General features: G+C 64.8%; 17 protein-coding genes. 3 read left to right on the top strand and 14 right to left on the bottom strand.

The window, feature by feature from the left end; genetic code table 11:
• Positions 1–39: 39 nt before the first annotated feature.
• The gene (locus tag Q1W26_RS08155) at positions 40–2,127 is read right to left on the bottom strand and encodes a transporter substrate-binding domain-containing protein (RefSeq protein WP_300438280.1); all 2,088 of its coding nucleotides are present in this window, start codon (positions 2,125–2,127) and stop codon (positions 40–42) included.
• Between Q1W26_RS08155 and Q1W26_RS08150 the strand changes: the two genes are divergently transcribed.
• A complete protein-coding gene (locus Q1W26_RS08150; RefSeq protein WP_300438583.1) occupies positions 2,048–2,278 on the top strand; it encodes a hypothetical protein in 231 nt (76 codons plus the stop codon). The genes Q1W26_RS08155 and Q1W26_RS08150 overlap by 80 nt on opposite strands.
• Before the next feature lie 281 nt (positions 2,279–2,559).
• On the opposite strand, the gene Q1W26_RS08145 is transcribed toward Q1W26_RS08150, so the two are convergent.
• The 6 genes from Q1W26_RS08145 to Q1W26_RS08120 form a co-directional block, all read right to left on the bottom strand.
• A complete protein-coding gene (locus Q1W26_RS08145; protein WP_300438277.1) occupies positions 2,560–3,033 on the bottom strand; it encodes a VOC family protein in 474 nt (157 codons plus the stop codon).
• Between the two features lie 61 nt (positions 3,034–3,094).
• On the bottom strand, positions 3,095–3,403 hold the full coding sequence (locus Q1W26_RS08140) for a hypothetical protein (protein WP_300438274.1): 309 nt from the start codon (positions 3,401–3,403) through the stop codon (positions 3,095–3,097).
• A complete protein-coding gene (locus tag Q1W26_RS08135) occupies positions 3,394–4,116 on the bottom strand; it encodes a response regulator transcription factor (RefSeq protein WP_300438271.1) in 723 nt (240 codons plus the stop codon). The genes Q1W26_RS08140 and Q1W26_RS08135 overlap by 10 nt, the downstream gene beginning before the upstream one ends.
• Positions 4,113–6,182 carry a PAS-domain containing protein gene (locus Q1W26_RS08130; RefSeq protein WP_300438269.1) on the bottom strand — a complete coding sequence of 690 codons (2,070 nt, stop codon included), beginning with the start codon at positions 6,180–6,182 and terminating at the stop codon, positions 4,113–4,115. Before Q1W26_RS08130 ends, Q1W26_RS08135 begins: the two co-directional genes overlap by 4 nt.
• Complete coding sequence (locus tag Q1W26_RS08125; RefSeq protein WP_300438266.1) at positions 6,179–8,296, bottom strand: EAL domain-containing protein; 2,118 nt, start codon at positions 8,294–8,296, stop codon at positions 6,179–6,181. Before Q1W26_RS08125 ends, Q1W26_RS08130 begins: the two co-directional genes overlap by 4 nt.
• 30 nt (positions 8,297–8,326) lie before the next feature.
• On the bottom strand, positions 8,327–9,349 hold the full coding sequence (locus Q1W26_RS08120) for an AraC family transcriptional regulator (protein ID WP_300438264.1): 1,023 nt from the start codon (positions 9,347–9,349) through the stop codon (positions 8,327–8,329).
• A gap of 189 nt (positions 9,350–9,538) precedes the next feature.
• Between Q1W26_RS08120 and icmF the strand changes: the two genes are divergently transcribed.
• Positions 9,539–12,805, top strand: coding sequence for a fused isobutyryl-CoA mutase/GTPase IcmF (gene icmF, locus Q1W26_RS08115; protein ID WP_300438261.1), 3,267 nt, complete (start codon positions 9,539–9,541; stop codon positions 12,803–12,805).
• A 277-nt stretch (positions 12,806–13,082) separates the two neighbouring features.
• Here the strand turns inward: icmF and Q1W26_RS08110 are convergent, their stop codons facing one another.
• The 5 genes from Q1W26_RS08110 to Q1W26_RS08090 form a co-directional block, all read right to left on the bottom strand.
• The gene (locus tag Q1W26_RS08110) at positions 13,083–13,460 is read right to left on the bottom strand and encodes a hypothetical protein (protein ID WP_300438259.1); all 378 of its coding nucleotides are present in this window, start codon (positions 13,458–13,460) and stop codon (positions 13,083–13,085) included.
• A complete protein-coding gene (locus Q1W26_RS08105) occupies positions 13,457–14,623 on the bottom strand; it encodes a reprolysin-like metallopeptidase (protein WP_300438257.1) in 1,167 nt (388 codons plus the stop codon). The genes Q1W26_RS08110 and Q1W26_RS08105 overlap by 4 nt, the downstream gene beginning before the upstream one ends.
• A 361-nt stretch (positions 14,624–14,984) precedes the next feature.
• Positions 14,985–16,289 carry an IS4 family transposase gene (locus Q1W26_RS08100; RefSeq protein WP_300438567.1) on the bottom strand — a complete coding sequence of 435 codons (1,305 nt, stop codon included), beginning with the start codon at positions 16,287–16,289 and terminating at the stop codon, positions 14,985–14,987.
• Positions 16,290–16,508: 219 nt separating this feature from the next.
• The gene (locus tag Q1W26_RS08095; protein WP_300438255.1) at positions 16,509–17,954 is read right to left on the bottom strand and encodes an IS5 family transposase; all 1,446 of its coding nucleotides are present in this window, start codon (positions 17,952–17,954) and stop codon (positions 16,509–16,511) included.
• Positions 17,955–18,464: 510 nt separating this feature from the next.
• The gene (locus Q1W26_RS08090; protein WP_300438253.1) at positions 18,465–19,586 is read right to left on the bottom strand and encodes a poly(3-hydroxybutyrate) depolymerase; all 1,122 of its coding nucleotides are present in this window, start codon (positions 19,584–19,586) and stop codon (positions 18,465–18,467) included.
• 298 nt (positions 19,587–19,884) lie between these two features.
• On the opposite strand from Q1W26_RS08090, the gene Q1W26_RS08085 reads away from it, so the two are divergent.
• Entirely contained in the window at positions 19,885–20,442 is a 558-nt protein-coding gene (locus Q1W26_RS08085) for a hypothetical protein (protein WP_300438251.1), read from the top strand.
• Positions 20,443–20,451: 9 nt separating this feature from the next.
• Here the strand turns inward: Q1W26_RS08085 and Q1W26_RS08080 are convergent, their stop codons facing one another.
• Together Q1W26_RS08080 and Q1W26_RS08075 are read right to left on the bottom strand one after the other, a co-directional pair.
• The gene (locus Q1W26_RS08080; RefSeq protein WP_300438249.1) at positions 20,452–21,168 is read right to left on the bottom strand and encodes a site-2 protease family protein; all 717 of its coding nucleotides are present in this window, start codon (positions 21,166–21,168) and stop codon (positions 20,452–20,454) included.
• A gap of 43 nt (positions 21,169–21,211) precedes the next feature.
• Positions 21,212–22,144, bottom strand: coding sequence for a DUF2167 domain-containing protein (locus Q1W26_RS08075; protein ID WP_300438247.1), 933 nt, complete (start codon positions 22,142–22,144; stop codon positions 21,212–21,214).
• Between the last annotated feature and the right edge of the window lie 232 nt (positions 22,145–22,376).

The raw sequence follows: 22,376 nt of genomic DNA, 5'->3' as shown, positions 1-22,376 counted from the left end.
GGCAGGAGGGGCCAGGCGTCTTTGCCCGGTCGTTCAGGGCTATGCCGGAGCGCCGAGGGTGATGCGGAAACAGGTGCCGCCGCTGTCCTGCGGCACGATGGAGATATCGCCGCCGTACCGATGGGTCAGCCACATCGCGATGGAAAGATCCGTATCGCCGTCTGGTTCCAGGCTGCCTTTGCCGCGACTGTCGGGTTGGGCGACGGCACCGGACAGCGCGCTTGCCTCGGCTGGCGACAGGCCGGGTCCGTTGTCGCACACTTCGAATCCTCGTCCCGTTGCGCTGGCGCGCACCTTCACCCAGGCCGCGGCCTGAGGGCGGACGTGGGCGATCGCGCGGGAGAGCAGGCTGAACAGGACGCCGCGCAGCAGCACGGGGTCGCCCTGCATCCGGATATCCGGTGCGCAGTCCAGTTGCACCGTTTGTAGGGTGGCGTGGCTCTCGGTCAGCTTCGGCCAGAGCGCCTGTACGAGGGCGGAGATATCGACGGTTTCCTGCGGCAGCGAGACCTGGGTGCCGCTCGAAAGTCTCTCCAGATCCGCGAGTACATGTCCGATCTGGCCATCGCTCTCGTAGAGACGTTCAAGGGCGGCGGGAACATCGTCGCGGCCATCGCTGGTGGCCGTGTCTCGCAGTAGATTCAGGTTGTCGTGGAGGCTCGCGGCGGAGCGGCGCAGGCGTCGTGCGGCGGTGCTGGCCAGGGTTTCCAACCGTGCGTTGGCGGCCATGAGACGCTGGGCCCGTTCGGCCAGACTTGCTTCGGCGGTACGTCTGGCTTGGCGTTCCCGGCGCAGCAGGCGGGCCGACCAGGCGCCGCCGATCAGCAGGGTGAGCAGCGCGGCCGCGGGCGGTCCGGCAAGGGTGGCGATGTCGGGCTCCGGTTTGGCCGGCGCATACACCGTATCGAGCCAGCGGTTCTTGGCGGCGACGATTTCCTCGGGCGTCAGCGCGTCGAGCGCCCGCCGCAGGATCGCCGCCAGTTCGGGGGACTTTTTGCTGACGCCCAGATAAAGCTCGCTGTCGCCTTCCGGAACATGCCCGGCGATGTACAGCGAGCCCAGGAAGCGGGACTGGATGAGACGGTTCACGGCGTGCAGGTTGCCGATTGCCACATCCGCCGAGCCGGCCGCGACCAGACTCAGGGCATCTTCCTGGGTGGCCACTTCGACGAGCTGGATCGTTGGGTAATCCTTGCGGATGCGGTCGTGCAGGAAGTGCTCCTTGAGCAGCGCCAGCTTGCGCCCGTTGAACTCGGCCAGATTCCAGACCTGCTGGTAGTTGCTGCGGGTGACGATGACGGTGGGCGCCGACAGGTAGGGGCCGACGAACAACAGTTGTTCGTGGCGCTGGGGCGTGCGGGCGGCTGCCACGAGTACATCGAGGTCGCCGCCGAGGGCTTTTTTGAGCACGCTCGACCACGGGCCGGCGGTTTCGTCGACGGTGAGCCCGGTCTTGTCGCGCAGCAGGCGGAAGAGTTCGATCGAATAGCCTTCGGCCTGGTGGTTGGGATTGGTGTAGCTGAGGGGGTAGAAGGCCTGGTCGTAGCCCATCCGGATCGGGCCGTGACTGAGCAGCCAGGCTTGCTCGGTGGCGGTGAGGCGGAAGTGTTCGCCGGGGATGCCGACGATGGCCGGAAGATTGCGGCGGATCAGGGCGTTGCCCTCGTCGTCGCTGACGAACATCATGGCCTTGCGCAGGATGCTGTGGAGCACCGGCTGATTCTGGTTGACGGCGATGGCCATCGCGGAGAGGTCGGCGTCGAAGTGCTTGCGCACGGTGAGGTTGATCAGGTGGAGCTGCTCGATGTAGTAGTGGGCGACGGCCAGCATGCCGATGTAGGCGTCGGCCTCTCCGGTGGAGACGGCGCGCAGGGCGGCTTCGGTGTCGACGAAGTCGATCAGTCGTGCGGCCGGTTTGCTGCGTTCGAGCACCTCGTGCGAGGCGTGGCCTTTTTCGACGGCGATCCGCAGGCCGTCCAGGCTGGCGGGGAGTTCGATGCTGCCGCTGCGGGTGATGACCACCGCCGGGGAGTGCAGGTGGCCGCCGGTGAATAGATATTTTTTGCGCCGGGCCTCGGTGGGTGAGCATCGGAATGAGGTCGATGTTGCCGCGGTCGAGGGCGGCAAGGACGGCGGGGAAGTCGGCGAAGCGCCGCGTGCGGAACTGCAGACCGGTGCGCCGGCTGAGGAGTTCGAGGTAGTCGGCGCTGGGGCCGCTGTATTGGTCGCCCTGCCAGGCGTGGAAGGGGCGGAAATCCGGGCCGTCGCCAACCCGTAGTTCGGGGTGGCGCGCCAGCCAAGCGATCTCGTGAATATCCAGACTGGCGCGAAAACGGGCGGCGGAGGCGTCGGGTGGATCCGTGGGGGCGTCGGCGGCGCGGCCTGGGGCGCCGGTAAGCGAAAGCAGCAGGCTGAAGAAAAAAGTCAGCAGCCGACACGCGCAGATCTGGAGGGCTCGACCGGTAAGCTTCATGGCAGTCGGGAGAATTTAACTACCCGCATGGTATTCGTTTTCCCGGCTTGCGGCGGGGCCGGGAAGCTTGTCCGGCCCCGTTGCGGTCAGCCCGCCAGCTTGGCGAAAGCTTCGACGACTTCCGGCGGCGCCTGGACCAGTTCGATCAGTACGCCTTCGCCGCCGATGGGGAACTCTTCGTTGCCCTTGGGATGGAGGAAGGTGATGTCGAAACCGGCCGCGCCTTTGCGGATGCCGCCCGGCGCGAAGCGCACGCCGTTGGCGCCGAGCCATTCGACGGCCTTCGGCAGATCGTCGATCCACAGGCCGACGTGGTTGAGCGGCGTGGTGTGCACAGCGGGTTTCTTCTCGGGGTCGAGGGGTTGCATCAGGTCCACTTCGACCTTGAACGGACCCTTGCCCATCGCGGTGATGTCTTCGTCCACGTTTTCGCGCTCGGACTTGAAGTTGCCGGTGACTTCGAGGCCGAACATGTCGACCCACAGGGTGCGCAGGCGGTCCTTGGACGGGCCGCCGATGGCGATTTGCTGTACGCCGAGGACTTTGAATGGTCTGGTCATGGTTTTCTCCCTAGTAAGAAGCGGAGATTTTACGGGACTTGGCGCGGCGACGGGGCCGGCTTCACTTGCCCGGGCAGCGCTGCACCGCTTCCAGCCAATACACGATGTCTCCCACCACCGCGATGCTGCCCGAGACCACCAGCGATGCCGCGGAGACGGCCCCGGCCAGCACCAGCAATTCGGCGCAGCCGTCGTTGCGGCAACTCACGAATGCCGCGGTCTGATAGGCCCGGAGCTCCATGTGCCGCTCCATCGTGCCGCAGGCCGGGTTGTAGCGGATTGTGGTTTCGGGCATGAAGACGACGCAGCCGCCCAGCGCTGCCGTGCCGAGCGCCAGGGCCGCGGCGCGGGCGCGCGGTCTTAATCCCACGTCACCGTCGCGCACAGCAGGTAGCCGGCGCCATAGACGGTCTTGATGATCTTCGGGTCCTGCGGGTTGTCTTCGAGTTTGCGGCGCAGGCGCGAGATGCGCACGTCGATGCTGCGGTCGAAGGGGTCGAGTTCCCGTTCGCCGATAAGCTGTTCGCGGGTGAGGATCTTGTTGGGGCGTTTGAGGAGGGTCTGCAGCAGGGCCGCTTCGGCGGCGGAGAGGGAGACTTCGCGGCCGTCGTCGCAGACGAGACTGAGGCGGCCGATGTCGAAGTGCCAGTCGGCAAAGTGTACGGTGCTGTGGGCGGCGCTGTTGTCGACGGCTGCCGCTTTCTGGTAGCGGCGAAGGATGGAGCGCACGCGGGCGACCAGTTCGCGGGGTTCGAAGGGTTTGACGAGGTAGTCGTCGGCGCCCAGTTCGAGGCCCAGCACCCGGTCGGTCAGCCCGTCGCGACCGGTCAGGATCAGCGCGGCGCAGGGGTGTTGTTCCTGGAGTTCGCGCAGCACCTGCAGGCCGTCCATGTCGGGCAGGCCGAGGTCGAGGATGGCCAGTTCGGGCTGGATGCGTTTGACGCGGGCCAGCAGGGCGCGTCCGGTGCCGAAGCTTTCGCTGCGAAAACCGTATTCGGCGAGGGTGCCGGCGATCAGGCGGGCGATGTCGGTTTCATCCTCGAGGACGAAGATGAGCGGACTGTCGTGGTCGGCGAATGTCATGGTGCCGGGGTCTCCGGGGGAACGGCGGCGGCGACGGCCGTGGCGATGGCGTCGGCGAGTCCGGCGCGCTCGAAAGGTTTGCGCAGGGTCGGGATGTCCGGCATGGCGGCAGGCGCCTCGCCGGTGGCGTAGCCGGTGATCAGCAGAATGGGCAGTTGCGGGCGCAGCCGGCGCGCCAGGGCGGCCAGTTCGCGCCCGCCCATGCCGGGCATGACGGTGTCGGAGACGAGCAGCGCGATGTCTTCCACTGCCTCCAGCATGGTGCCGGCGTCGACGCCGTTGGCGGCTTCGAGCACCGGGTAGCCGAGCTCGGTGAGCTGTTGGCGGATGACCTTGCGCACTTCGGGGTCGTCCTCGACCAGCAGTACCAGCCGGCTCGCGTCCGCGCCGTCGGCGGTGTGGCGGGCCGGTGCGGGTGCCGGGACGGGGGCGTCGGTCATCGGGACGATGAAGCGCACGCTGGTGCCGACGCCCGGGGTGCTGAGGATGCGGATGTTGCCGCCGGACTGGCGGATGAAGCCATACACCATGGCCAGCCCGAGGCCGCTGCCGGCGCCGAAGGATTTGGTGGTGAAGAAGGGTTCGAAGACCCGCGGCAGGTGTTCTGGCGCGATGCCGGTTCCGGTGTCGGCGACGTCGAACTGCACGTAGTCGCCGGGCGGCGTATCGACCAGCAGGGCGAGGCTTTTGGGGATGTGGCGGCGGGCCACGGCGATGCTCAGCCGGCCGCCGTCGGGCATCGCGTCGCGGGCGTTGATGGCGAGGTTGAGGAGGGCGCTTTCGAGCTGGTGGGGGTCGATCAGGGCGTGGAGTTTTTCGGTGGGCAGGTCGAGGCGGATGGCGATGCGCTCGGTGAGCGAGCGGGACAGCAGCTGCATCATGCCGTGGACGAGGGCGCCGACTTCCACCGGGCAGGGGTCGAGGGATTGCTGGCGCGAAAAGGTGAGCAGGCGGCGGATCAGTTCGGCACCCCGGCGGGCGGCGGCGAGGGCCGGTTCGAGGTGATCCTCGAAGTCCGGGTGGGCGGGCAGCTTGTCCTTCAGCGTGGCGAGGTTGCCGGTGATGATGGTGAGCAGGTTGTTGAAATCATGGGCGAGGCCGCCGGTGAGCTGGCCGACGGCTTCCATCTTTTGGGCCTGGATCAGCGCCGCCTGGCTGGCCTTTTGTTCGGTGATGTCGATGGACAGCACGAAAAAACCCTGCACGCCGCCGGCTTCGGAGGCTTCGGGCACCACCACGCTGCGGGCGTACACCTGGCGGCCGGCGGCGTTGATGCGGCTGTATTCGTAGCTGACCCGCTCGCCGGTGTAGGCCTGATCGAGGTAGGGCCGGATCTGGGTGTAGGCGTCGATGCCGAACACTTCGGTGATGCTCTTGCCGGCGATGGTGTTCTTGTCGATGCCGAACCAGTCGGCGTAGCCCTTGTTGGCGAAGTGGTAGCGCTCGCCGGCGTCGACGTAGGCGATCATGGCCGGGATGGCGTCCATGATCAGGCGCAGGCGTTCCTCGCTGCGGGCGAGCTGGGCGGCCACCTTGTCGATGCGGCTGGTGGCGGCTTCGAGTTCCGCGGTGCGGGCGTGCACGCGGGTTTCGAGTTCGGCGTTCTGGCTTTCGATGAGGTGCTCGTAACGGCGCTGCTCGGTGATGTCGGTCCAGAGTGTGACGAAGCCCAGGTTGGGAATCGGTACACCGCGGATGGACAGCACCTGGCCGTTGGGGCGGGTGCGTTCGGCCTGGTGGGGCTGGAAGGCGCGGACTGCGGCCATGCGCTCGGCGACCCGGCGCTCGACTTCGGCGTCGCTGAGGCCACCGGCGCCGTATTCGCCACGCCGCAGGTTGAAGCGCACGAACTCCTCGAAGGGCGTGCCGACCCGCACCATGGATTCGGGAAAATCGAGCAGGCGCAGCAGGGCGGTGTTCCAGGTGACGAGCTTGGGTGTGGCGTCGAACACCGCAATGGCCTGGTCGAGCAGGTCGAAGCCGGCCAGCAGCAGGTCGTAGCGGCGCAGCTCTTCGGGCGAACCGGGCTTGCCGGCGGCGGGGAGCGGGGCGATGCGGGACGTCATGGGCTTGCCGGGGCTCCCTGGCGGGCGAGAAATTCGAAGAAATCGTGTTCGGGGATCGGCCTCGAAAACAGGAAACCCTGGCCGTAGTTGCAGCCGGCGGCGGCCAGGCGCTCGCGCTGGGCTTCGGTTTCGATGCCTTCGCCGACCACGTTCAGGCCGAGCTTGTGGGCCATGACGATGATCGCTTCGGCGATGGCCAGATCGCCGGGGTTGATGGTGAGGTTGCGGATGAAGGAGCGGTCGATCTTCAGGGTGTCGATGTCCATGCGCGTGAGGTAGGCCATGGCCGAGTAGCCGGTGCCGAAGTCGTCGATGGAGAGCTGGATGCCGGCGGCGCGCAGGCGGGCCAGCTGGGCGGTGACGGCCGGTTGCTCGTCGAGGAGCAGGCTTTCGGTGATTTCGATGGCGATGCAGCTGCCCGGCAGTTCAAGGGCTTCGAGGCTCTCGAGGAGGACTTCGAGGGACTTGCCCTTGGCGAACTGCCGCGGCGAGGTGTTGATGGTGATCTGGATCGGGTGGGCTTCCCGGATCCCGGGCGGCAGGCTTTGCTGCCAGCGCCGGGCGGTTGCGGCCGCCTGCTGGAAAACCCAGGTGCCGATGGTGTCGATGAGGCCGAGCTCTTCGGCCACCGGGATGAAGACCGCGGGCGGGATCGGGCCGCGCTCCGGGTGCGTCCAGCGCAGCAGGGCTTCGGCCTTGTCGGGGCGGCCGCTGGCGAGGTTGAGGATGGGCTGGTAGTGAAGCGACAGCTGGCCCGCGCCGAGGGCGAGGCGCAGATCCTTGCCGAGCTGGAGGTGCTCCAGGGCGTTGGCCTGCATCGATGGCGAGAAATAGCTGAAGCGGTTCCGGCCGGCTTCCTTGGCGTGGTACATGGCCTGGTCGGCGTTCTTCAGGATGTCGGCGGGGGTTGTCGCGTCGGCCGGGCACAGGGTGATGCCGATGCTGGCCGAGACATAGGCCACGTCGTTGCCGAGCTGGAAGGGCTGGCAAAGGGACTGGATGATGTCTTCGGCGATCCGCTCGATGGGTGCCCGCTCGGACAGGCCGGGCAGCAGCACGGTGAATTCGTCGCCGCCCTGACGGGCCACGGTGTCCGATTCGCGCAGGCAGGCAACGATGCGCCGGGCGGCTTCGACCAGCAGGCGATCGCCCGCTTCGTGGCCGAGGGTGTCGTTCACTTCCTTGAAACGGTCGAGGTCGATGAACATCACGGCAACGCAATCGTGGGTGCGGTGGGTGCGCTTGACGAATTCGGCCAGCCGGTCGTTGAGCAGGCGGCGGTTGGGCAGGCCGGTGAGCGGGTCGTAGTTGGCCTGCATCCAGATCAGGGCTTCGGTCTGCTTGCGCTGGGTGATGTCGGTGATCACGCCGACCAGTCCGCCGAGCTGGCCGTCGGCTTTGAAATACGTGGCCTTGTTGAAGATCACGTCGCGGCGCTGGCCGCCGGCCGACTCGACCGAGGCTTCGTAGGTTTGCACGCCGGGGTTGTCGAACAGGGCCTGGTCGGCGGCGTGGTAGCGCTGGGCCAGATCGGGGGGCGACAGCTCGAATACCGAGCGCCCGATGATTGCGTCGCGGGGGCTTCCGAGGAAGGCTTCGAAGGCCTTGTTGCAGCCGACGTAGCGGGCCTGTTCGTCCTTGAAGAAGAGCGGGCTGGGGATGGCCTCGATGAGCTGGCCGATGAAGTTGAGCTGCTCGGTGGCGGTGCGTTCGGCGGCGCGGCGGGCGGTGATGTCGATCAGCATGCCGATGATGGCCGGCTTGCCGGCAAACTCGGTGCGGGTTCCGAAGACTTCCAGCTCCAGCGCCCGCCGCTCGCGATGGGCGCCGTGAAAGGTGTAGTGAGCCGTTTCGGCGAGTCCGTCGATGCGCTTGTCGATGGCTTGCTGCACCTTGTCGCGGTCCTGGGGCTCGATCAGGTCGGCCGGGCCGAGGTGGCCGCAGATGTCTTCCTGGGTGTAGCCGAACATTTCGGCAAAACGCGGGTTCACATAACGGAAGAGCCCGTTCTGGATGATGTAGACGCCGATCATCGCGTTGCGCAACAGGCCAAGAAATAGCCCGTCCGCCTCGCGGATGAGTTCTTCGGTCAGGGGTTCGGGCGTGATCGGCATGGGTGGGGTTCGGAAGTATTGCGGGCCATTTTAGGTGTCGTCGCTGCCGGGGAGCGGGGCACTGTTCGCGAGTTGCTTGCGATAGCGCTCCGGCGACAGGCCGGTCCAGCTGGTGAAGGCCCGGTAGAAGGCCGAGGTGTCGGCGTAGCCCAGGTCGGCGGCCACGCGGGCGATGGGCTGGCGGGTTTTGGTGAGGCGGGCCAGCGCGATGTCGCGGCGCAGGGCTTCCTTGATGCTGCGAAAGCTGGCGCCTTCCTCGTCGAGCCGGCGGTGCAGGGTGCGCGGCGACATGTGCAGGCGGCTGGCCACTTCGTCCTGCGACAGGCTGGCCGGCAGGGCGTCGCGGATCAGGTCACGCACGCGCAGCACGGTGGCGCGGTCGCGCCGGTAAAGCATGCTGATGCGCCCCGGCGCGCCCTCGAGAAAGCTCGCCAGCGCCGCTTCATCGCGGCGGATCGGCAGGTCGAGCAGGGTGGCGTTGAAACGGGCGGTGAGCCGGCTGCCGCCGACGAAGCTGGAGCGCTCGGTGTACACCAGCGTGTAGTCATCGGCATGGGCCGGGCGGCTGAACGGAAAATCCACGGAATCCAGCGCCAGCCCGCGCCCGACCAGCCAGCACGACAGGCTGTGGATGAGGCGCAGCAGCCATTCGAAGGCGAACACGCGGGCCGGGTCGTCGGGGCCGGCCATGAGCGGCGCGGCCTCGGTGATCCGTAGCTCAGCCCGGTCGGCGCCGCGCTCGATGCTGACTGCAAGATCGGGCAGCACGATCGACAGGAAGCGTCGCGCCCGGTCCAGGCCGTCGGCCAGGCTGGGGGCGCCGAGCATGCCGCGGCACAGGAATTCGAAGCTCCCCGGCCGCATCCGGGTGTCGAACAGCCCGAAAGCCTCGTCATCCAGATCGGCGATGATGCGGTTGTAGAGCGTGGTGTAACGATCCACCGGAACCCGGCTGGCCGTGTCTGCAAGATTGATGTCCAGGCCGGCAAGCAGGTGGACAGGGTTTTTGTTGCGACGCAGCATGCCCGACAGCATGCCGCTGACGAAACCCATTGAAACGCTTGTAGGTTTGCGATTGTGGCTGGCGGGCAAGGGACATTCTCCGTTCCGGTGGGCCGCGGTGGAGGGGGTGGATGCAGCTTGGCGGATTTTGCACGAATCCCGTCGCAAACAGCAATGGCAAAGGCGTGAGCAGGCTTCTAAGATGTGGGGACTGATAAACATGATGTGGGGGAGACAACCATGACCGACCTGAGCGTTGCCAAGAAACTCGTCGCTTACAAGCCCAAGAACAAGGTGCGTTTCGTCACTGCTGCGGCGCTTTTCGACGGCCACGATGCGTCGATCAACATCATGCGGCGGATTCTTCAATCCACCGGCTCCGAGGTGATCCACCTCGGGCACAACCGTTCGGTAGGCGAGATCGTCAATGCCGCGCTGCAGGAAGATGTGCAGGGCATTGCGATCACGTCCTACCAGGGCGGTCACGTCGAGTTCTTCAAATACATGATCGACCTGCTGCGCGAAAACGGCGGCGAGAACATCAAGGTCTTCGGCGGCGGCGGCGGCGTGATCGTGCCGGCCGAGATCAAGGAACTCCAGGAATACGGCGTCACCCGCATCTATTCGCCCGAAGACGGCGCGGTGCTGGGCCTGCAGGGCATGATCAACGACCTCGTCGAGCGTTGCGACCAGGATCTTTCCGGTGCCGTGCCCAAGGGCGCCGACACCATCATCGCCGCGCTCAAGTCGGGCGACCGCCGTGCGCTGGCCCGCGTCATCACCGGCCTTGAAAACGGTGTTTACGGCGACGAAGTCAAGACTGCGCTGATCGAAGCGGCCAAGGGCCTCAAGGTGCCGGCCCTCGGCATCACCGGCACCGGCGGCGCAGGCAAATCCAGCCTCACCGACGAACTGGTGCGTCGCTTCCGCCTCGACCAGGAAGACAAGATCAAGCTGGCGATCATCTCCATCGACCCGTCGCGCAAACGCACCGGCGGCGCGCTCCTGGGCGACCGCATCCGCATGAATGCCATCGAGCACCCGAACATCTTCATGCGCTCCCTGGCCACCCGCGACACCGGCAAGGAAGTCTCCGTGGCGCTGCCCGAAGTCATCGCCGCCACCCGCCTGGCCGGCTTCGACATGGTGATCGTCGAGACCTCCGGCATCGGCCAGGGCGACGCCGCCATCGTGCCCTTCGTCGATGTCTCGCTTTACGTGATGACCCCCGAGTTCGGCGCCGCCAGCCAGCTCGAGAAGATCGACATGCTCGACTTCGCCGATTTCGTGGCGATCAACAAGTTCGACCGCAAGGGCGCCGAAGACGCGCTGCGTGATGTGCGTAAGCAATACCAGCGCAACCGCGAGCTGTTCAACACCAACACCGACGAAATGCCGGTGTTCGGCACCATGGCCGCCCGCTTCAACGACGACGGCGTGACCGCGCTGTTCCAGGCCCTCGCCCCGGCGCTGGCCGCCAAGGGCCTCAAGCTGTCCAAGGCCAAGCTGCCGCTGGTGGGCGTCAAGGCATCGAGCCGCGGCCGCGCCATCGTGCCCGCCGAACGCGTCCGCTACCTTGCCGAAATCGCCGACGCGGTGCGCGGCTACCACAAGCACACTGCCGCTCAGGCCCGCGTGGCCCGCGAACGCCAGGCCCTGCGCATCTCCAAGAACCTGTTCGAAGGCTGCAAGAAAGACGCCGGCTCCTTTGACGAGCTGATCGAATGGAAGGACGGCGAACTGACCGGCAGCTCCAGGAAGCTCCTCGACATGTGGCCGAAGACCGTCGAGCTTTACGCGGCCGATGAATACGTCGTGAAGATCCGCGACAAGGAAATTCGCACCGTCCTTACCTCCGAATCGCTCTCCGGCAGCAAGATCCGCAAGGTGGCCCTGCCGCGCTTCGAAGACGACGGCGAAACCCTGCGTTTCCTGATGAAGGAAAACGTCCCCGGCTCCTTCCCCTACACCGCCGGCGTGTTCGCCTTCAAGCGCGAAGGTGAAGATCCCACCCGGATGTTCGCCGGCGAAGGCGATGCCTTCCGCACCAACCGCCGCTTCAAGAAGGTTTCGGAAGGCATGCCCGCGCACCGCCTCTCCACCGCCTTCGACTCGGTCACGCTCTACGGTTGCGACCCCGATCCGCGTCCGGACATCTACGGCAAGATCGGCAACTCCGGCGTGTCCATCGCCACCCTCGATGACATGAAGGTGCTCTACGACGGCTTCGAGCTGGTCAACCCGACCACCTCCGTGTCGATGACCATCAACGGCCCGGCGCCGATCATCCTGGCGATGTTCTTCAACACCGCGCTCGAGCAGCAACTGGTCAAGTTCCGCGCCCAGAACGGCCGCGAGCCGACCGACGACGAGATCCAGAAGATCCGCGAATGGACCCTGTCCAGCGTGCGCGGCACCGTGCAGGCCGACATCCTGAAGGAAGACCAGGGCCAGAACACCTGCATCTTCAGCACCGAATTCGCCCTCAAGATGATGGGCGACATCCAGGAGTTCTTTGTCCATAACCAGGTGCAGAACTTCTACTCGGTGTCGATCTCCGGCTATCACATCGCCGAAGCCGGCGCCAACCCGATCAGCCAGCTCGCCTTCACGCTGTCCAACGGCTTCACCTACGTGGAAAGCTACCTGGCCCGCGGCATGCAGATCGATGATTTCGCGCCCAACCTGAGCTTCTTCTTCAGCAACGGCATGGACCCGGAATACTCCGTGATCGGTCGCGTCGCCCGCCGCATCTGGGCCGTGGCGATGAAGAACAAGTACGGCGCCAACGAGCGCAGCCAGAAGCTGAAGTACCACATCCAGACTTCCGGCCGTTCGCTGCATGCCCAGGAAATGGACTTCAACGACATCCGCACCACGCTGCAGGCGCTGATCGCCATTTACGACAACTGCAACTCGCTGCACACCAACGCCTACGACGAAGCGATCACCACGCCGACCGAGGAGTCCGTGCGCCGCGCGATGGCGATCCAGCTGATCATCAACCGCGAATGGGGCCTCGCCAAAAACGAGAACCCCAACCAGGGCGCGTTCATCATCGACGAACTCACCGATCTCGTCGAAGAAGCGGTGCTCAAGGAATTCGAAGCCATCAGCTCCCGCGGCGGCGTGCTCGGCGCCATGGAAACCGGCTTCCAGCGCGGCAAGATCCAGGAAGAGTCGCTCTACTACGAGCACAAGAAGCACGACGGCTCCTACCCGATCATCGGCGTGAATACCTTCCTCAACCCGAAGGGCATGGCTCAGCAGGACATCGAACTGGCCCGCTCCAGCGAGGACGAAAAGCAGGGTCAGCTCACCCGCCTCTCCGACTTCCAGACCCGCAACGCCGCCCAGGCTCCTCAGTGGCTGGCCAAACTGCAGCAAACCGTCATCGAAAACGGCAACGTTTTTGCGGTGCTGGTGGAGGCGGTGAAGTACTGCTCGCTGGGGCAGATCACCACGGCGCTGTACGACGTGGGTGGCCAGTATCGGCGCAGCATGTAAGGCTAGAGCAGAGCCCCGGAGAAAGGGCGCTGGCAGAAAAAACGGCGCTTTCGGGCGCCGTTTTCGATCTGGAACAGTAGCTCACTGTTTGTCTGCAAGCGGTCCATCCTGATCCGGCTCCGAAGCCCGCGAGCGCCAAGCCGTACTTTGTCGCTTCGCCAGACGCCAGCCCAGACGCACCAATCAGGCGCGTCCAGCTGCCGTTTCTAGGTTCAAACGGGCGCGCTTGATTCACTGCGCATGAAATTCATGGGATGGCGTGGCCCAAATGGGAAAGTCAGCGTGCGCGCCAGCGTTTTAATTCCTTGCGATCGTTCAGTATTTCCGCGCATCTGACTTCGTCATGTCCGGCGGCGCGACAGGCTGTGTATTCGTCCTTTGATGGTTTGGATGCGGGCGTAAGAGTGGAATACTCTGCATTCAAGCACGCAACGGAATCCTGTCCTGATTCTCTGCAAAGTCTGTACTCTTCCGAGCAGTGCTTCAGCTTGTCCCGGTTTGGATCACGGATGCAGGGGATCCAGTCAGGGTCAGCGGTTACGCCACTATTCTTGTCTACAGTCGCGCCGGGCGTGCCCGCCCCCTTGCCGAGCACTGGGGTGGTCGCGAAGGAGGCTGCCGCTGCGAGAATCAAAAAGAATGAAGAAGTTTTCATGTGATTGATCGGGCGAAACGCAATCGGAAGCCGCCGAGCATCGCAAGACCAAGTCCAAGCAGTGAAGTCGTCGACGGCGAAGGTACGACATTTGCTGCGATTGGGTCGCCACGGCGGGATGTAATGATGTCCAGATTGCGATTGGGATCAAATTGCGATGACAGGATCAGCGTGGACAGATCACCGGCAACCGAATATCCATTTTCAAACGTTAGCGTGACTTCAGACTCCCGCAGCTCATCAGCAGTGGCGCCGAACCCGTCAACGTTACTGAATAAGTCCATGTCTAGTCCAAAGGATAGGGCATCGCCTGCAGTAAATGAGTCAGTCGCAAAATCCATCCTCAGCAGTGAACTGCCATCCGTAAGACCTGATATTGCAATGTCTTGTGCGGTCACGCCGCTGAGCCGACCGTACGCAAATGGGGAGCCAGACCTGCCGGGGGCGGCGTTGGTAATGTCAAAGAACGCATTTGCCGGAGCGAGGTTAATTGTCAATGAACTCAGGCCCAAATCCGTCGCAGCACCTGACAAATACTTGACGTCGAAAAAATCGCTGCTTTGGAATGGCGTGGCGCCAATCATGTCGACCGTCACCTCTGGAACAATTGCATTGAGTCGGTCGAGTTGGAGTCCATCCGGAGCGACGTCGCCTGTGCCAGTTGGTATGCTGCGAATTGACCCACTGGCCATCAGGTATCGGCTGGCGTCGAGCACTGACGCTGCTGTGTGGTCTTGACCAAAGTTGTGACCCAGTTCATGAGCCAGCGTATCGACTGCCGCAGAAGAGCTCGAGATGACAACTCCATCACCTCCCAAGGCGCCCAGCCCCCGCAATCCGGGGACGCCAGAGAATGAATTGACGAACCAGACATCATAGGCAAATAGGGCCCGCCCTGTTCCAAAATAAGAGTCAATGAGCGAGTTCGCTTCGGTCTGCGTCGGATTCAGGTACGCGGTGCTGTTCAATTGGGTAATTGAGCTGTAATTAAACGTTGTCCCGGTCTGGGCCCAAATCTTGTCGGTGAAGGTCTGGTTGAGGTTGACGGGCGCGCAGTTGCTCCCGGCATCGTCGCAGACTTGAATGATATTTAGTTTGACCGCCGCTCCGAATGCGGGTGACACCGACGCTGCCAGCACCGCCAGCGCTACGAATATTTTCATGCGACCGCTCCCACGAAATTGAATGAGGAAACCCTCCTCAGGCTGTCCACAACGGGACGTTCCCCCCAAGCAACTTTCATGCAAATGATATAAATGCTTGATTGCGTTAGATTCTGTGGATGTGGTCGATCGAGACTGTAAGAAATCTCGACACTTGGCAGGCTGGACGCCACAGTCTTCTGGCAGCTCAGGGGTTTGCTGCCAGTGGCTTGGAGGCTGAGGCGTTTTGCGCCCGTAAGGCGTCAGCGTGTCGAGCTTCAGGCGGTGGCGGAGTCTGCTGGCGGATGAAATGTCGCGCGGCTGATGTTCTTCCCCGAAGGTGCCGTCGGGGTCCATGTATAGGCATACCATTCCACACAACTCACGATGCATGATTCGCGCGCATCGTCTCAACGCCCCTGACGAAGCTGCTGACTCGGGCAAAGCCCTGCCAGAGCGTCTTGACGCCCGGCTCGCCGTCGCCCTTGCGGGCTAGGAAGCCGCCGAGCATGGCGATGCGGCGAACGACTTCGCGCACGGTCGGCGTCTTCTTGGGCGGGGCCTTTTCGGCCAGCAGCCAGGCGGCCTGCCATTCGATCCGGTCAAACACCTCGCTGGCGGGCAGGTCGGGTTGATCTCGCGCCAGCCGCACCAGGTGCGCCAAACGCCAGGCGACGACCAGATAGATCGCCAAGGCCACCTCCAGCTTCTTGATCTCCCCCAGTTGCAGCGCCTCGACACGGCAGCCGTTCTTGAGCACGTGAAACAGGGTCTCGATTTCCCACCGGCAGCGATACCAGCCGATCAACTCGGCGGCCTCGGCCAGGTTCGTGATGCGCCGATTGGTCAGCAGCCGCCATTCGATGGGTTTGTGCCCCGCGGGCGTGCCCGCTTCGCGCGCGATCAGGCACGTCACCACCAGCGTGCCACCCTGGCCATCCGGCAAGGGCACCGAGCACACGTGAAGCGTCTGGCTGACCGCGCGGGCGCTCTGGCGGGGGCGCGCAGGCAGGGTGAAGCTGACTTCGCCCAAGGGCGCGCTCGCCAGCGTGGTCTCCCACAGCTTCCCGCCCTGCGGCAGGCAGCGGTTGTGCCGGGCGCGCAGAAGGTAGTCGACCGGATGCGCCAGGGCGTGGGCGCGCTGCATCAATTCGAGAATGTCCGCTTCACGATCCGCGACATAGACCAGCCGCGTGGCTGGCAAGTGCCCGGCCCGCTCCGCCAGCCGCTCGTAGCCCTCGATCCAGCGCCGGCTCTCCATCGTGTCAAGCGGCCGCGCCCACATCCAGGCGTCGAGGATACCCAGCGGCAGGCGCTGCGGCGTCACTGCGTAGGTCGGGTGCAGGTACATGCCGCGCTGTGCCGCGTAGGACAAACGGCCCAGCCCATCGATGGCCTGCCCGTTGAAATCCAGTTCGGTCGTGTCTTGCAGGCACAAGACGACCGCGTACTCGGCCATGCGGGCCTCGGTACGCGCCATGTGAGGGGCCAGCACAGGCTCCCAACCCAGCCCCCGTTTCGCTGCGCTCGCCTGATCCAGAAACCGATAGGCTGCCTGCGTCTCCGCACGCCCATTGCAGGCGCCCGGAATGCTCGCAGAAGGTGCATCACCGAGCCGATCCGCCAGCTTGACCAGGCGCTTGGTCAAGCGTTTGTCACCTATCTGAGCCTCGCCAAACTCGTTCATTGCCCAAGCCTCCTCGTGATTCATGACCATGCTCCTATTGATAGAGGACTTGGTGCAAGCACAAGGTATACCAGACTGATTTGTAGGGTTACTCGAAGCACTGGGCGAGCGCCAAATTATGCAAGAAGAGTTGTGTGGAATGGTATGATGTATAGGGCACCTCGAAGAACTCGCACTTCGCAGCGAATCCCGCCGTATAACGAGTCGGTCCTGAAATATTCAATTCGCCGCCCTCCGCCGCCTGCCCGGTGGCCATGACCCCTCGTCGCTGACCAGTCGCCCACGCATCCCGACCAGAAGCCAGAGCGCAAAAAGGGCCTTCAGCCCCAGCCGGGCAATGGCCCGCATCAGCCAGCGCAGGTTGTACCCGGCAGCACATAGCACCGGGTGCAACACATCTCCTTCCGATCCTTTCAGCCAGTTCCGCCGTAGCCCACAGTCGTCCTTCAGGTGCCCGATCACGGGCTCCACCGCCTGACGGCGTTTGAGCAGACGGCGGGCCTTGGCGCTCAGACTCTTGATCCGGCCGCGGTGGATGATCTCGACTCCCGGCACTTCAACCCCCCGATAGCCCAGATCAACAATGGCGGTGTGAGGCTTCGGGGTGCCCTGGACTTCCTGCATCAGAATCGTCGCCTGCTCGATCTGTTCGGTGAGGGTATGACCGTCGTAGGGATTGCCGGGAAAGGCCCGGGCGCCCACGATCAGGTTGCCTTTCTCGGTGGTGGCGATACCCACCTTGACCCCGAACTCGTAGGGCTGGCGGGCCTTGCCCTTGCCGATGCACTCGACTTCGGGTGCGTGCAGGGCGTAGAGCTTGTTCTTGTCCTTGGGCCGCTGGGTGTGAATGCGTCGGGCCCGCTCGAGCCACAGGGTGGCGATCTCCTTCATGCCGTCAGCCAGCGTCGGCAAACGGCGTTCCAGGTCACGCATGACCCGGCCCAGGATCGTCCGTTGGCGCTTGAGCACCCGGCGCAGGCGCCGGTACTGTTTGGCGTGGGCGTAGCCACCGGCTCGTCGCTTGAGACTGCGGCCTTCCTTCTCGAAGGTCTGGCGCAGCACCACGCCAGACCGTTTGGCGATCAGCACCAGCTTGCGCCGGGCCACGTCGAGTAGCCGGCTGTCGGTGGGAAAGGCGATGGCCTTCTCCTGCACCGTGGAATCGACGATGACCCGCTCCAGGTCCTTCGGGGCAATGGCCTTCATCGACACCGCGGTTTCGATAGTCTTGGCCAGGAGTTCTTCCACGCCTGCATCCCCCAGCGCACGACGGAAACGCGTCAGGCCGCTCGGGTCGCAGGGCAGCCGGGTCTCGAAATACTCACCGCCGCAAAAGAACTGCCAATAGGGGTTCTCGGCCCACCGTTGAACGACGCTCTCGTCGCTCTCGCCGAACGCGTGCTTCAAATACAGCAGCCCGACCATCAGCCGGATCGGCAAGCGCTGGCGACCCGCTGCGCTGGTGCCTGCACCCGCCATCTGCAAGGTCGGGCCAAACAGATCCAGGCCCTCGATCGGACGTTCCTGGCGGTCCTGGCGGGAAAAGCATGGCGCTAGCGCCGATTCGATCTCGGCCCACGGCATTCGGGTGGTCAGCACGGCCAGCGGGTGACGCAGATCGATCATCGCGTCGAGACGGGCGCGGAAAAAGTCCGGGGTGGTCATTGAAAACCTGCGCTCCAAATCTTCCAGAAAGTAAATGCGATTGCACTGGAGACTGGAGGATTCGGCAAGGCCTCAGGGGCGTTCAGCCCGCGTCGGGAAAGGGGCGGGCTGATTGTTCAGGGCCGACTAACGATGATCCTAGAAACGGCAGCTGACTGCTTTTCGTAAGCTCAAGAGCCGCATGAGCACGCGCTTTGGTGCCTTCGCCGACGCTCAACCGGAGGGTGAGCGCGCTACACGCCCGCTGGCACGCCTGTGCGGGCGCCTGGCTTTGTCGCTCCGCCTTGCAGGCATCAGCCTGCCGCGTTGTCGCAAGAAAGCGCCGGGCCGCCCCAAGCTTTCTTGCTGCCCCCTCGGGGGGCCTCGGCTTCGCGCCAGACACCCGCCCAGACGCACCTGCAGGCGCGTCCAACTGCCGTTTCTAGGATTATAAAAAACCAAGCCCCCGGCGGCTTTGTCAGCAGTCTGGGACGGCGCCTCGGCGCCGTTTGTCATTGGGGCGCGACGGATCTACTTTGCGCCGGCGGCCAGCCCATCCACCATCGCCCGCAGCGTCCTGATCTGAACGGCGTTTTTGGTGGCGTAGTCGGTGCCGGTGTAGCCCCACCAGTCCCAGCAGCCGTTAGGGTTGCGGAAGGGGATGGAGACGGCCTGGGGGTAGAGGATGACCAGGTGATTCTTGTCGGCCCAGCGGTCGTAGCCGGTGTTCTTGACGAAGGTGGTGCCGTTGTAAAGGCCGCCGCCCGGGGGCGGGGTGAGGGGGAGGTAGCTCTGGCCCTGCTTGCAGCCGTGCAGCGCGATGTGGACGCGGCACTTTTCGCCCCTGGCGCAGGTGTCGGGCACGTAAGCCCAGCCGGTGGTGTCGAGGCCAGTGCTCCAGCTGAAGGCGCCGGCGCTGCGGGCCGGAATGTAGGCCCGCTGGTCGAACTGGATGAACTTGCCGGCGGGCTTGCTGCCGGCGGCCGTGAGTTTGCCGTAGGTCCAGCCGAGGATTTCACGGGCGCTGTCGTAGGCGCATTTGCCGATATAGGGTTCCTTCTCGAGACCGCAGGCGATGCCGTAGTTTTGCGTCGGCATGGTGTGCCCGGCGTTGGGCAGGCTGACCGGCGAGAGGTTGGCCCCGGGCACGCCCAGTGCGGTGTAGAAGGCCGACAACTGGCGGGCGATCGGGGGCGGGACGAGAGTGTCTTTGGTGCCGGCGACGGTGAGGATGCGGTGGCCGGCCAGATTGCGGGTCGGGTCGATGAGGCCTTTGCCGGCCATCTCTTCGGTGCCGGCAACCAGCGAAGGCACGTCGGTGCTGGTTTCGGAAACGGCGCAGGGCACGCTGGGTTCGCCGGTGCAGGAGCAGCTCGAAACGGCGCGCAAGACGTCCGCCTTCGAGCAATTGAACGGCCCGCCGGCCACCACGCCAACGCCCTTTACGATCGAGGAGTGGGCCAGCTGGAACTGCACGGTCATGAAGCCGCCCGACGAGATGCCGGAGATGGAGGTCTGGCTGATGTCGATGTTCAGTGCGGGCAGCGGCGGCGCGGCGTGGGCAGGGAAGGCTGCGGCGAGCACGCCGAGGCTTGCGAGGGTGGCGAGCCAGGGCGCCTTGAGCTGGCGCGGGTTGAGGGCAAGGACAGGCATGGGATTCTCCTCGTGATCAGGTCGCGGGAACGGAATCGGCCAAAAGAGGCAAGGTGCGGGGGCTGGCCGGGGTTTTGCCGCACTGCGGCATTTGTTCATCATCCTCCAGGATCCATGCGGATGAAACAGGGGCGGGCGTAATGTGTGGCAAGGCCGGGCAGACTTGCCCGGTGCCTCCCGACTGCCTCCATAATGTCGGGCCGCAAAAATCTTTGTGGCAAGAATGGCCGTCCGCTGATGGTGTTGGGCCTCCTGCCGAGCGGTGACGGAATGACGATGCGTTTCGAGGAACAGACAGATGAATGGCTTAGAACTCTCGTGGCCGGCTCGGCCGGCAGCCCGCGCCAGGTGGGCGCGATCCTGCGGGGCGGCAGCACTGGCCCTGGCTTTCGTCGTGCCGGGGGCCTGGGCCCAGGTCGGGGCTGCGCCACAGGCACCGGCAACGGCAATAGCCACGCCGGTTCTGGCAGAAAAACCGGCTGAAAAGCCCAAGCTGCCCGAGCTGAAGCTGTCGATTCCGGCGGACGTCCAGTCGGTGACGCTGGTCGGGCGCTGGGTGCAGAGCAAGGACAGTGGCCCGTACCGGGTGATCGTCATCCGCAGCGATGGCGATACGGTGCTGACGCGGGTGGTCGTGCAGTGGCTGCGGGTAAAGGCCGGCGAGATGCCGACCGTGGTGGCGTCCCAGGAAGTCGAGGGCTTCAACGAGTACGCCGAGCTGGCCATGGTGCCCACCTGGCGTGAGCTGGGCACCAACCGCCTGCAGTTGATGGCCGAGATCCGCACGGCGGAGGGTCAGTTCAAGCGGGTCCGCTTGCTGGCAACGACGCCCGGCGTCATGACCGACCCGAGCTGAGCGGGCGGGCTATCCGCCCTGGCGGATGGCGCCCAGCATTTCATGCACCTCGTGGCTCATCACGGCCAGATAGGCCGTGAGCCCGAGGTAGAGCAGGGCGTATTCGATGCGTTTGCCCGGCGGGGTGTCGTAGTAGCCGGGCGCCTCGCCGCCCGTGCCCCGGAAGGCCTTGAGGACATGCGGCGCGGCCAGCAGCGCGACGAGGATCAGCATCGGGCTGGGCCGCCACATGAATATGCCGACCAGCACCGGCGCGCCAAGCAGCCAGAACTTGCGCGAGACCACGCCGGTCATGCGTCCGCCGTCCAGCGGCGGCACCGGGATCAGGTTGAACAGGTTGAGGAAGAAGCCCGAATAGCTGATTGCCAGCAGCAGGTTGCTGCCTTCCGAGCGGGCCAGCAGGTAGCAGGCCAGCGATGCCGCGGTGCCGGCGAGGGGGCCGGCCATGGCCACGTAGGCTTCGGTTTCGGCGTTCATGGGCTGCTCCTTGAGCTCGATCCATGCGCCGACGAAGGGAATGAAAGTTGGCACGCCCACCTTCAGGCCGCGTTGCCGCGCGGCAAGGTAATGGCCCATCTCGTGGCAGAACAGCAGCGCGACAAAGCCGGCGGCGTAGCGCCAGCCCCAGATCAGGGCATAGGCGCCCACCGAGATCAGCATCGTGCCGCCGGTGGTCAGCAGCTTGCCGAACTTGGCGCCGCCAAGAAGAAGCAGGAGGAGTTTCATCAAGGGTGTTGCGGGCCGGAAAGCCGGCCTATATCCGGCGGGCTCAGTCTGCATTCTTCTTGCGCTTCAGCCATGTGCCGGCACCCGCACCGGCGCCGGCCATGGCCAGCAGGCCGATCTTCCAGAACTTGGCGATGAAAATGCCCGCGGTGGCCAGCAGGCCCAGCTTTTTGGCCGCAAGGCCGCCAACCAGCGCAGCCAGGCCGTATTCGGCCATGCGGTCGGTGGCGGCGTTGAAGTCGGTGTAGCGTTTGCCTTCGTTGAAGCTCAGGGCCGCCAGGATTTCCCGCGCAACGGGTTTTTCCAGCTCGACACGATCCATGCTGGTGACGAGGTTCATCGAAAAATAGCCTTCGCGGCCGAGCATGTAGGTGTTGTAGTTCACCCCGTCACCGCCCACGCGGGGCTCCTTGGGCCGGGCGGCCACCGACCACACCAGCCGGTGGGTGGCCGGATCGTAGCTCGGTACCTCGACCCAGCCGACCACGCTGAATTCCGACAGGCCGCGCCGGCGGCGCTCTTCGTTGGCCGCCTCGGTGCCTTCCTTGAGCTTGTCCAGCATGTCCGCGGCATCCCACTCGCGGGCGTCTTCATCCTTCACGTAGCCGGCGGCCGAAAACTCCACCGCCAGGAAGCCCTGCAGGTCCGGGCCCACGACCAGCCCCATGAAACCCGGCCCGGCGTGGTTGCCCTGTGCGGCCATCATCGCTTCGGCCTCGGCCTTGGGGATGAAGCCGAAGCCGTCCGGCAGCCTGAGCACGCCCTGGTCGCCCAGCGCGATGTCGCGGGGCCCCTGCTGCACCACGGCCTGGGCGGCATTGATGGCCGCTTCGATGCGCACTTCCGGCCCGACAGGCTCGTTGGCGGCGAGGGTGGCGGACACGCAGGGCAGGCACAGGGCCAGCGCAACGAGTGTGCGGCGGAAAGGGAAAGTCATCATCGAAATGCCGGAATGGTAGGTAAAAATGTGTGGCATGAGCCTCACCGGCCCCGATGATAACGCGCTCCGGGCCGGGGCCGGGTGTGCGAAGTCGCACTGTCGGAGCAGGAAAAATATTCGGGCCAGAAGGGTTTATCCAATTGGTATATGCCCTTGTTTTTTCGATGGATGTGGCCAGACACCGTCTGGTGTCGGGATGCCCTTGTCGGGCCGCGCGCGCGGCCGGGGCGGGGAATCACGTCTTCCGCCATTGCAAATTACAATCATC

Origin of the sequence: Zoogloea sp. (assembly GCF_030157465.1) — a bacterium.
Lineage (GTDB): Bacteria > Pseudomonadota > Gammaproteobacteria > Burkholderiales > Rhodocyclaceae > Zoogloea.
Note: the sequence above shows the minus strand (reverse complement) of the source record. Positions and strands in the feature narration are given on the sequence as shown.